The following is a 10,987-nucleotide window of genomic DNA, read 5'->3' as shown; positions in this document are numbered from 1 at the left end:
CTTATGACCGATCGGGGGCCGGTAAACCCGGTTCGGCCCGGCTGGTTGGCCTTGCTTCGCCCGCGTCCCGCCCGTGTGCCGCTTGTGCCGCGGCCACGCCCGGCCGGTGTCCCGTCCCCGGCGCGCCCCGTTCCCGCCCGCGACCCGCCCTGCTCCCGCCCGTGGTGCGGCCCGCCCCGCACTCTCGTCGCGCCCGTCCCGCGCCCCCGTCGCGCCCGGGCCTCGCCCGCGCCCGGCCCCGGTCTCGACGTGAGAACAACCGTGTGCGACCCTGGCGGGCGTGCTTGCCTACTGGCCCACCGTCAGGCGCCTCCACCCCCTGGACTGGGTGGCCGCGGCGCTGCTCGCCTGCGGACTGCTCCTCCTCGCCACCGGTCTGCTGCCGACCGCCTCGGCCGGAGCCGCGTTCTCCCGGATCGCGCCGCTGCTGGCGTTCCTCGGCACGGTCATCGTGCTGGCCGAACTCACCAGCGCGGCCGAGGTGTTCGACGTGGTGGCGGCGGGTGTGGCGCGAGCCGGGCGGGGCAGCTACCCGGTGCTGTTCCTGCTCTGCGTGGCCTTCGCCGCCGTCACCACGATGACCCTCAACCTGGACACCACGGCCGTCCTGCTCACCCCGGTGATGCTGGCCCTCGCCACCCGGGTGGGCATCGCGCCGCTGCCGCTGGCGATGACCACGGTCTGGCTGGCCAACACCGCGAGCCTGCTGCTGCCCGTGTCCAACCTGACCAACCTGCTGGCCGCCGAACGGGTCGCGCTCTCCCCCGCCGGGCTGGCCCGGGTGATGTGGGCGCCGCAGCTGGCCGCCCTGCTGGCGACGATGGCCTGCCTCTGGGGGTTCTACTGGCGGCGCGGCCGCCGGGGCGCCGACGGCTACACGCCGCCGCCGGCCCACCGGCCCGGCGACCCGGTGCTGTTCCGGGTCTGCGGGCTGGCCTGTGCCGGCTTCCTGCTGGCGACCCTGCTGAGCGGTCTCCCGCTCTGGGTGGCCTCGGGCGCGGCCGCCCTGGTCGCGGTGGCGGCCTTCGCCGTCCGACGGCCGGAGGCGCTGCGGACCTCGCTCGTCCCGTGGCGGCTGCTGGTCATGGTGCCGGGGATGTTCCTCGTGGTGCAGACCGTCGACGCGCACGGACTGCACCGGGTGCTGGCCTCGGCGATCGGGACGGACGGCGGGGTGCTCGGGATGTTCCGGGCCTCGGCCGTCGGCGCGGGCCTGTCCAACCTGCTCAACAACCTGCCCGTGTACCTGGCCGGGGAGGCCGCGGTGCCGGTCGCCAACCACCAGCAGCTGCTCTCGCTGCTGATCGGCACCAACATCGGCCCGCTGATCACGCCGTGGGCCTCGCTCGCCACCCTGCTCTGGTACGAGCGGTGCCGCTCGGCCGGCCTGCGGGTGCCGCTGCGGGGCGTCGCCGGGACCAGCGCGGTGCTCGCGGTGGGCGGCGTGCTGCTGGCCACGTCGGCGCTCGCGCTGACCTCCTAGCCGGGGGCCGTGGCGGATCCGGCCCGGCCCGGGTTCGCCCCGGCCCGGGTCCGGCCCGCACGTACGGGCGCCGCACGCGCGTACGGGCCCGGGGTGGCGCGCGGACGGGCCCGGCAGGCGCAAACGGGCCCGGCACGCGGACGGGCCCGGCGCCTCACGGCCGGAAGCCGTCGTCGGGCTTGGCGGCCCGGGCGACCAGGTCCAGCAGGTGGGGCAGCACCTCCGGGCGCCCCGCGACGAAGCTCCGTGCGGTGTCCGGCTGCCCGATCCGCCCGCTGAACCGGCCGCCGTCCAGCCGGCGGATCTCCAGGCCCGCCTCGGCCGCGAGCAGACACCCGGCGGGCAGGTCGATCTCCTCCGCCCGGTAGCCGACGAAGCCGTCGATGTCGCCCCGGGCCAGCATCGACCAGGTGAGCAGGGGCGCCCAGAGCTGGAGCAGCCGCCGCGAGCCGGCCTCCAGCCCCTCCTTCAGCGCCCGGCACACCGGGTCGCCGGCCGGCACCCCGTGCCCCTGCGTCCAGGCGAGCACCGGTCCGGCGGGGGCCGGCGGGCCGGACGGACGGCGCAGCCGCCCGCGCGGTCCGAAGGCGCCGCCGCCGCGCACCGCCCGCCACGTCCGGCCGGTCACCGGGTCGTGGACGACCCCGAGGACCGGCTCGTCACCGACGCAGAGCGCGATGCCCACCACGTAGACGGGCAGGCCGACCACCACGTTGTTGCTGCCGTCGAGCGGGTCCACCAGCCAGGTCCGCCCGGAGGGTCCGTTCCCGCCGCCCGCACCGGGCCCGGTCCCGCCACCCTCCTCCGCGACGACGCGGTCGGACGGGAAGCGCTCGGCGAGCCGCCGGGTGACCAGCTCCTCGGCCAGCAGGTCCAGCTCGGTGACCACGTCGCCGTCCTCGCCCTTCGGGTGGATCCGGAAGGCGCGCCGGAAACGGGAGCGCAGCAGCCCGCCCGCCTCCTCGGCGATGTCGACCGCGGCCTGGCACTCGGCCTCGAAGCCGGGGCCTCCGGGGCCTCCGGGGTCTCCGGGGTCAGTCTTCGGACGGGGGTTCACTGAGCCTCCTGGCTGCCGCTTCGGCGATCCGGGCGGTCCGGGCCGCGTCGCACTGCCGCCGCACCACCCGGCGGGCACGGCCGTGGAGCGGCCCGAGGACGACGTCCACCGGGCCGGGCACCGAGCGCCCCAGCACCACCGTCGCGGCCGGTGCGCCGCCCGGCAGGACGGTCGCGTGGAACTCGCCGGCCGCCAGGGTGTACGTCTCGCCGCGCGCGCTGGTCCGCTCGCCGAGCGGCTCCCAGCGCACCAGCCGGGCGGTCGGCCGGATCTCGTCCGTGCCCGCCGCGCTGTGCACCTCGTACGCGCGGTGGGTCGGGCGGACCGGCTCGTCGTGGACCCCGACGCGCAGGTTGCCGACCCGCCCGTACAGCACGCTGCTCTTCAGCTCCCAGCTGTGGCAGTGGATCTCCCGCACGGCGCGGGCCGGGCGCGGGCCGGCGGCGTCCGGCCCGAAGACGTGCACGCAGACGCCGAGCGCGCCGTCGCGCAGCACCGGCAGGCAGAAGAAGCCGAGGGGGTGGGCGACGGCCCGCACGGCTCTCGCGCCCGAGGCGACCTCCGCCAGGATCCCGCCGACCAGCCCGTCCAGCGCGGGCGAGGCCTCGGCCTCCCCGGCGGCCAGGTCGAGCGAGGCGAAGAGGCCCGCGCGGGAGCCCGTACCGGGGCCCGGGCCGCGATCCGGGCTGCGATCCGTACCGGGGCCCGTGAAGGGGTCCGGGTCGGGGTCCGTGAAGGGGTCCATACGTCTCCTCCCTCCGGCGGCTACCTGCGGTACGGGTTCTCCGCGTGCAGCGCCCTGTCGATGATGTCGGCGACGTCCGCGTCCGAGAAGGAGGCGGGCAGCCGGATTCCCAGCTGGTCGAAGAGGCGCCGGGCCTCGTCGACGGTCGGGTCGTCACCGAGCGGCTCGGTGTCCCGCAGGTCGAGCTTGACCGCCTGCTCCCGGTAGTGGTGCAGCTCCGTGACGTAGTAGTCGTAGAGCGGGCGCCCGCGCTCGACGTAGAGGCTGACCCTCCGCGGGTCGTCCTGGGTGATGACCAGGCACGACGCCGAGAGGTCGAAGCGGAGCGTCGGGACGACGGACGAGAGGTGGACGTCGATCTCCAGGGTGTCGAGCCGCTGGCGGTACCAGGCGGCGGCGAACACCGTGGCGTAGGACTCCCGGCGGGTGCGCTCCACGCTCCACCCGCCGGGCTGCGCGCCGTCCGGGCGGCTGCCGAAGGTCTCCCGGAACCGCGAGTACGCCGCACAGGCCCGCTCGTCCCCCGGGTGCACGATGTCGATCTTGACGGTGAGCGAGCGGCGGCGGCGCTGCGCCTCCCGGACGCACTCGGGCAGGGTGACCGCCCGCAGGTAGGTGCCGGTGCCGCCCTTGAACACCCACCGGTCGGTGTCCTGGCGCGCCCGCTCCAGCGCCCGTTCCAGCTCCACCCCGGCCAGCTCCCGCACCGAGGTCAGGTTGTCCAGCGCCTGCCGGGCACCGGCCGTCGCCTCCCGGATGTCGCTGATCCGGCGCCGGCGCTCGGCCAGCGACCCGTACACGACCGCCGCCAGCACCAGCAGGGTCGCGCCCGAGACGACGTTGTCCCCGAGCCCGCCGCCGAACAGGTCGAGCAGCCCGACGGCCAGCGCGCCGCAGAAGGCGACGACGCCGTCCGAGTTCCGCAGCGCCCAGGCGATCGCGCTCTCCAGCCGCCGCCCGGGCTCCGCACCCCCCTGCGTCACCCCGCACCCCCCTCGTTCGTCGGCCAACATGGTAAGTCTCGCAGGCAATTGACGACCAGACGGCGAATCTTCCGGCTCGCCTCCCGTTGGTGGTGCCCTCCCTGCGGGGGCCGGGCTGGAGGGCGCACGGCGACCGCGGGGAGGCCGTTCACTCAGGCCGCAGGAGGCTGCGGGAAGGCCACGACAAGGCCGTGAGGAGGCCGTGCGGAGCCCGCACGGAGCCCGCAGGAGGACCGGAAGGATCACGCCAAGGACCGCCGCCGTGGTGCCCGCCCGGGCGAGTCGTCCGCGCCGACCGGCTAGCCTGGAGGGCTCCGCCCCGGGGTGCCCGCCCCGGACGCCAGCCCCGCCGACAAGGAGCCCGCCGACGTGTCCGACAGTTTCGCGCACCTGCACGTCCACACCGAGTACTCGATGCTGGACGGGGCCGCGAAGAACGGCAAGCTGTTCGCGGAGGCCGAGCGGCAGGGCATGCCGGCCATCGCGATGAGCGACCACGGCAACATGTTCGGCGCGTACGAGTTCTTCCACGCCGCCGCCAAGACCGGCGTGAAGCCGATCATCGGCATCGAGGCGTACGTCGCCCCGGGCTCGCGCTTCCTGAAGAAGCAGGTGTTCTGGTCCCCCGGCGGCCAGCGCCCGGCCAGTTCGGACGGGGAGGGCGGCAAGGACGTCTCCGGTGGCGGCCGCTACACCCACATGACCATGTGGGCACAGAACGCCACCGGCCTGCGGAACCTCTTCAAGCTCTCCTCGCTCGCGTCGATGGAGGGCTACTACATGAAGCCCCGGATGGACCGCGAGCTGATCGCCGCCAACGCGACCGGCATCATCGCCACCACCGGCTGCCCCTCCGGCGAGGTGCAGACCCGGCTGCGGCTCGGGCAGTACGACGAGGCGGTCAAGGCCGCCGGCGCCTACCAGGACATCTTCGGCAAGGAGAACTACTTCCTGGAGCTGATGGACCACGGCCTCTCCATCGAGCAGGACGTCCGCGCGGACCTGCTGCGCCTGGCCAAGCAGCTGAACATCCCGCTGCTCGCCACCAACGACTCGCACTACGTCACCGCCGACCAGGCGGACGCCCACGACAGCCTGCTCTGCGTCGGCGTGGGCAAGAACAAGGACGACCCGAACCGCTTCAAGTTCAACGGCTCCGGCTACTACGTCAAGACCGCCGAGGAGATGCGCGAGCTCTTCCGCGATCTGCCGGAGGCCTGCGACAACACGCTGGCGATCGCCGAGCGGGTCGAGTCGTACGAGGAGGTCTTCACCTACGTCGACCGGATGCCGCAGTTCGACGTGCCCGAGGGCGAGACCCAGGCCTCGTACCTGCGCCAGAAGATCGCCGCCGGGCTCCAGCACCGCTACGGCGACAACCCGAGCCAGGAGGTGCTGGACCGGGTCGAGCTGGAGATGGGCGTGATCACCCCGATGGGGTTCGACGCCTACTTCCTCGTGGTCGCCGACATCTGCCAGTACGGGCGGGACAACGGCATCCCGGTCGGCCCGGGCCGTGGCTCCGCGGCCGGCTCGATGGTCGCCTACCTGACCGGCATCACCCAGCTGGACCCGCTGGAGCACGACCTGCTGTTCGAGCGGTTCCTCAACCCCGAGCGCATCAACCCCCCGGACGTCGACATCGACTTCGACGACCGCCAGCGCGACCAGATGGTGCGCTACGTCACCGAGAAGTACGGCTCCGCCTACACCGCCCAGGTCAACACCTTCGGCACGATCAAGGCCAAGGCCGCCGTCAAGGACGCCAACCGCATCCTCGGCTACCCCTTCGCGATGGGCGACCGGATCACCAAGGCGATGCCGCCGGACGTCATGGGCAAGGGCGTCCCGCTGGCCGACCTCTTCAACGACAAGCACCCTCGGTACAACGAGGGCACCGAGATCCGGGCGCTGTACGACAACGAGCCCGACGTCAAGAAGATCATCGACACCGGACGCGGCATCGAGGGCCTGATCCGCGGCACCGGCGTGCACGCCGCCGCCGTCATCCTCTCCTCCACCCCGCTGCTGGAGCTGATCCCGCTGCACATGCGGGACAAGGACGGCACCATCATCACCGGCTTCGACTACCCGTCGTGCGAAGCCATGGGCCTGATCAAGATGGACTTCCTGGGTCTGCGGAACCTGGGCATCATCGACCACTGCATCAAGATCGTGAAGGCCAACCGGGGCGTCGACGTCGACATCGAGAAGATCCCGATCGACGACCCCACCACGTACCAGCTGCTCGCCCGCGGCGACACCCTGGGCGTGTTCCAGCTCGACGGCGGCCCCATGCGCGCCCTGCTCAAGCTGATGAAGCCCACCGAGTTCGCCGACATCTCCGCCGTGTCCGCGCTCTACCGGCCCGGCCCGATGGGCATGAACTCGCACACCAACTACGCCCTGCGCAAGAACGCCCAGCAGGAGATCGTCCCGATCCACCCCGAGCTGGAGGAGCCCCTCAAGGAGGTCCTCGGCCCCACCTACGGCCTGATCGTCTACCAGGAGCAGGTGCAGCGCGCCGCCCAGGTGCTGGCCGGCTACTCGCTCGGCCAGGCCGACCTGCTCCGCCGCGCGATGGGCAAGAAGAAGAAGGAGGTGCTGGAGAAGGAGTTCGTCCCCTTCCACGCGGGCTGCAAGGAGCGCGGCTACTCCGACGAGGCCATCCAGGCCGTGTGGGACGTCCTCGTCCCCTTCGCCGGCTACGCCTTCAACAAATCGCACTCCGCCGCGTACGGCCTGGTCTCGTACCAGACCGCCTACCTCAAGGCCAACTACCCCGCCGAGTACATGGCCGCCCTGCTCACCTCGGTCGCCGACGACAAGGACAAGATGGCCGTCTACCTGGCGGAGTGCCGCCAGATGGGCATCAAGATCCTCTCCCCCGACGTCAACGAGTCCGTGGTCGACTTCACCGCCGTCGGCAGCGACGTCCGCTTCGGCCTGAAGGCCGTCCGCAACGTCGGCGTGCCGGTCATCGAGTCGCTGGTGAAGACCCGGAAGGAGAAGGGCAAGTACACCTCCTTCGCCGACTTCCTCGACAAGGTCGAGCTGGTGGTCTGCAACAAGCGGACCATCGACTCCCTGGTCAAGGCCGGCGCCTTCGACTCCCTCGGACACACCCGGCTCTCGCTCAGCACCGTCCACGAGACCGCGATCGACGCCGTGACCGGGCTGAAGAAGCAGCAGGCGATCGGCCAGGACGACCTCTTCGGCGCCCTCGACGGCGCGGAGGGCTCCGGCCCGGCCATCGGGCTCGACTTCGAGCTCACCGACCGCGAGTGGCCGCGCCGCCAACTGCTCAGCCTGGAACGCGAGATGCTCGGCCTCTACGTCTCCAGCCACCCGCTCGACGGCGCCGAGCACATCCTCTCCAAGAACCGCGACACCTCCATCGCCGAACTCCTCGGCTCCGGCCGGACCGAGGGCGAGGTCCGGCTGTCCGGCCTGATCACCGCCGTCGACCGCCGGATCAACAAGGCCGGCAACGCCTGGGCGATCATCACCCTCGCCGACCGCGACGGCTCGGTCGAGGTGCTGTTCTTCCCCGCCACCTACAACCTGATGGCCGACCAGATGGTCGAGGACAACGTCATCTCGGCCCGCGGGCGCCTCAACGAGCGGGACGGCTCGCTGAGCATCTTCGGCCAGGAGATCACCACCCTCGACGTCTCCTCCGCCGAGCTCGGCACCAAGCCGCCGGTCCAGATCAACATGCCGCTCGGCAAGATCACCGCCAACACGGTCGCCGAACTCAAGCTCGCCCTCCAGGCCCACCCCGGCGACGTCCCCGTCCGCCTGCTGACCACCAACTGGGACAAGGACACCCTCTACGAGCTCGGCTTCCTGGTGAACCCCGACAACGGCCTCGCCTCGGACATCAAGACGCTCCTCGGCACGAACTCCTGGGCGGGCACGGTCTAGGCGCCCCCGTGCCCGTCCGCGGGCGGGCACGGGGACAGTCCACCCGTCCGCGGACGGGCACGGTCCACTTGTCCGCGGGCGCCGACCGTCCGCGGGCGGCCCGTCAGTGCGGGAGCTCGACCGCCAGGTGCGGGGCCAGCGACCGGAGGAAGTCCGCGGCGTCGAACATCGCGCCGGCCGAGGCCAGGCCCGTGGTCCGGGTCCGCCCCGCCAGGATCCGGCGGACGGCCTCCACCGCGAGCGGCGCGGTGATCGCGTAGATGTCCCGGCCGCGGGCGGTGGCGCGGCGCTCGACGCCGCCCGCGCGGACCAGCACGTCGACGACGAAGGTCTGGTCCGACCGCCCCAGGTCGTCGACCGCCTCCGGCGCCGGCGTGTCCTCCCCGGCCAGGTCCCGCGCGGCCTCGACGGTCATGTGGGTGCGGACGTCCGGCACGGCCAGGTGGCTGGGCACGGTGACGACGTCGGCCATGGTGAACTCCGCGACCACGGCGCGCCGGCCCAGCGGCTCCGGGAAGTGCCACTCCCGCTCCGACGCCTTGTCGTCGTGGTACTGCAGCGCGCCGTCCGCGAACCGCACCCGGCGGCCCGCGCGACGCCGGTGGGACACCTCGCCGGCCGTCCGGGTGCCCGGCGTGGGGTGCCAGCCGCTCAGCCCGTACGCGACCTCCACCGTGTCCGCCGCCGTCCACTCCCCCATCGCCGCGGTGACCAGGAGGTCACCCAGCCCGCCGTAGAAGGCCATCGCCGGCACCACGGGCGTGCCCGTCCGCCGGGCCGCCTCCGCGTGGTCGGCGAACATCGCGGCGTTCGCCTCGATCTCCGCCGCGACGTCGACGTACGGGATCCCCGCACGCAGGGCCGCCTCGACGACCGGCCCTCCCGTCACCGCGAACGGCCCGGCGCAGTTGACGACGGCCGCCGCACCCGCGAGGGCCCGGTCCAGCGCGTCCGGGTCGTCGACGGCTGCGGGCCGCACCACCACGTCGCCCCACTCGGCGGCCAGCGCCTCCAGCCGGGCCGCGTCACGGCCGGAGACCACGACGGCCAGGCCGCGCCTGCGCAGTTCGGCCACCACGAACCGGCCGGTGTGCCCCGTCGCCCCGTAAACCACCACTGCCGCCGTCGTACTCATCGTTCCCCCGCTCTCGCCGTGCTGACGGATTCAGTCTGGCCGCCGGCCGGACCGGAGCGTGATGGTCCGGAAGGACGCCACCCGTACACTTTCGGACATGCCCACCGTCGCGCTGCTGACCGTCGGTCACCTGCTGCACTTCGAACTGGCCGTGGCCCACGAGATCTTCGGCAACCCCCCGCGCGAGGTCACGGAGGGCTGGTACGACGTCCTGCTCTGCGGGCCCGGGCCGGTGCGGGTCGGCCCGTTCACGGTCGAGCCCGACCACGGACTGGAACGCGCGGCCGGGGCGGACACCGTGATCGTGCCCGCGTGCGCCGACATCGACGAGCCGCCGCCGGCCGAGCTCGTCGAAGCCGTGCGCTCCGCCCACGCGGCGGGCGCCCGGGTCGCCTCGCTCTGCACCGGGGCGTTCGTGCTCGGGGCCGCGGGCCTGCTGGACGGCCGGCGGGCCACCACGCACTGGGCCCACGCCGCGGAGCTGGGCGCACGCCACCCGCTGGCCCTGGTCGACCCCGACGTGCTCTACACGGACAACGGCAGCGTCCTCACGGCTGCGGGCAAGGCCGCCGCCGTGGACCTCTGCCTGCACCTCGTCCACCTCGACCACGGCGCGGCCGTCGCCAACTCCGTCGCCCGCCGTCTCGTCATGCCGCCGCACCGGCCCGGCGGCCAGGCGCAGTTCGTGGCGACGCCGGTGCAGGTCACCGGCGAGCACGTCCTCGCCGACCTGCTCGCCTGGGTCCTGCAGCGGCTCGACCGGCCGCTCACGGTGGCCGACATGGCACGGCGGGCGAACACCAGCCCGCGCCACCTCGGCCGGCAGTTCCGGTCGGTGACCGGGCAGCCGCCGCTCCAGTGGCTCCTGACCCAACGCGTGCGCCGTGCCCAGGAGTTGCTGGAGGCCACCGACCAGAGCGTCGAGTCGGTCGCCGTCGCGACCGGCATGGGGACGGCCACGACGCTGCGCCGGCAGTTCAAGCGGGTCGTCGGCGTCCCGCCCGACACCTACCGGCGCTCGTTCCGCAGCGCCAGGCCCGCCTGACGGCGCCGGAGGCCCGGCGTCCCCCGGGACGGGCGGCTGCCGGCACGCGCTGGTGCAGCGGCGGCCGGCACGGCCCGGCGGCTCGGCGGCCCGACGGCTCGGCGGCCTGGCGGCACGGCGGCCCGACGGCCCGGCGGCCCGGCGGCTCGGCGGCTCGGCGGCCGCGTCAGTCGAGGTACTGCATCGCGATCCGGCAGTGCGCCGCCCGGGCGCGTGGCTGCCCGGAGGAGGAGGGCCGGTCGCCCGGGACCGACCGGAGTGCGGCGGCGACCGGCCGCACATCGGGGCCCTCCGGCCGGCCGCGGTAGACCGACGGACCGACGGCCGGCTCCCCGTCCGGTCCCGCGTCCGATCCCGCATCCTGCTCCCCGGCGCGCGGCGGGGCCTCGACGGCCACCAGGATCTGGCTCTCACTCATGGGGACGGCTCCCTCGAATCGGCGGAGGCGGTCTCTCCGCACCCGCCGTTCCAGTGGACCCCCGGTCCGCCCCGGCCGCCGCCGGTCTTGACGCGCGGCCTACGCGCCGGCGCACGTCCTTGACGGCTTCCTGACGGCCGGCCGCCGGTATGGGCGCGCGGTCGGCGGGGTAGGCACCCGGGGCTGCGCCGGGC

Annotated in this window: 8 protein-coding genes; 3 read left to right on the top strand and 5 right to left on the bottom strand. The window is 73.8% G+C overall.

Annotated features, from left to right (window positions below; translation table 11 throughout):
- Positions 1–280: 280 nt before the first annotated feature.
- Entirely contained in the window at positions 281–1,483 is a 1,203-nt protein-coding gene (locus J5Y04_RS04140; RefSeq protein WP_307852912.1) for an SLC13 family permease, read from the top strand.
- A gap of 154 nt (positions 1,484–1,637) precedes the next feature.
- On the opposite strand, the gene J5Y04_RS04135 is transcribed toward J5Y04_RS04140, so the two are convergent.
- Genes J5Y04_RS04135 through J5Y04_RS04125 form a run of 3 tightly spaced genes read right to left on the bottom strand, consistent with a single transcriptional unit; the run spans position 1,638 to position 4,268 of the window.
- A complete protein-coding gene (locus J5Y04_RS04135; protein ID WP_209410390.1) occupies positions 1,638–2,540 on the bottom strand; it encodes an inositol monophosphatase in 903 nt (300 codons plus the stop codon).
- Complete coding sequence (locus tag J5Y04_RS04130; RefSeq protein ID WP_245204220.1) at positions 2,518–3,285, bottom strand: hypothetical protein; 768 nt, start codon at positions 3,283–3,285, stop codon at positions 2,518–2,520. Before J5Y04_RS04130 ends, J5Y04_RS04135 begins: the two co-directional genes overlap by 23 nt.
- 20 nt (positions 3,286–3,305) lie before the next feature.
- The gene (locus J5Y04_RS04125) at positions 3,306–4,268 is read right to left on the bottom strand and encodes a hypothetical protein (protein WP_307852911.1); all 963 of its coding nucleotides are present in this window, start codon (positions 4,266–4,268) and stop codon (positions 3,306–3,308) included.
- Between the two features lie 369 nt (positions 4,269–4,637).
- Between J5Y04_RS04125 and dnaE the strand changes: the two genes are divergently transcribed.
- Complete coding sequence (gene dnaE, locus J5Y04_RS04120) at positions 4,638–8,195, top strand: DNA polymerase III subunit alpha (RefSeq protein WP_209410388.1); 3,558 nt, start codon at positions 4,638–4,640, stop codon at positions 8,193–8,195.
- 103 nt (positions 8,196–8,298) lie between these two features.
- On the opposite strand, the gene J5Y04_RS04115 is transcribed toward dnaE, so the two are convergent.
- Complete coding sequence (locus J5Y04_RS04115) at positions 8,299–9,330, bottom strand: trans-acting enoyl reductase family protein (protein ID WP_209410387.1); 1,032 nt, start codon at positions 9,328–9,330, stop codon at positions 8,299–8,301.
- A gap of 97 nt (positions 9,331–9,427) precedes the next feature.
- Between J5Y04_RS04115 and J5Y04_RS04110 the strand changes: the two genes are divergently transcribed.
- The gene (locus J5Y04_RS04110; protein ID WP_209410386.1) at positions 9,428–10,375 is read left to right on the top strand and encodes a helix-turn-helix domain-containing protein; all 948 of its coding nucleotides are present in this window, start codon (positions 9,428–9,430) and stop codon (positions 10,373–10,375) included.
- Between the two features lie 166 nt (positions 10,376–10,541).
- Here the strand turns inward: J5Y04_RS04110 and J5Y04_RS04105 are convergent, their stop codons facing one another.
- On the bottom strand, positions 10,542–10,793 hold the full coding sequence (locus J5Y04_RS04105) for a hypothetical protein (protein WP_209410385.1): 252 nt from the start codon (positions 10,791–10,793) through the stop codon (positions 10,542–10,544).
- Between the last annotated feature and the right edge of the window lie 194 nt (positions 10,794–10,987).

The sequence above is a fragment of the Kitasatospora sp. RG8 genome (assembly GCF_017813315.1).
Lineage (GTDB): Bacteria > Actinomycetota > Actinomycetes > Streptomycetales > Streptomycetaceae > Kitasatospora.
Note: the sequence above shows the minus strand (reverse complement) of the source record. Positions and strands in the feature narration are given on the sequence as shown.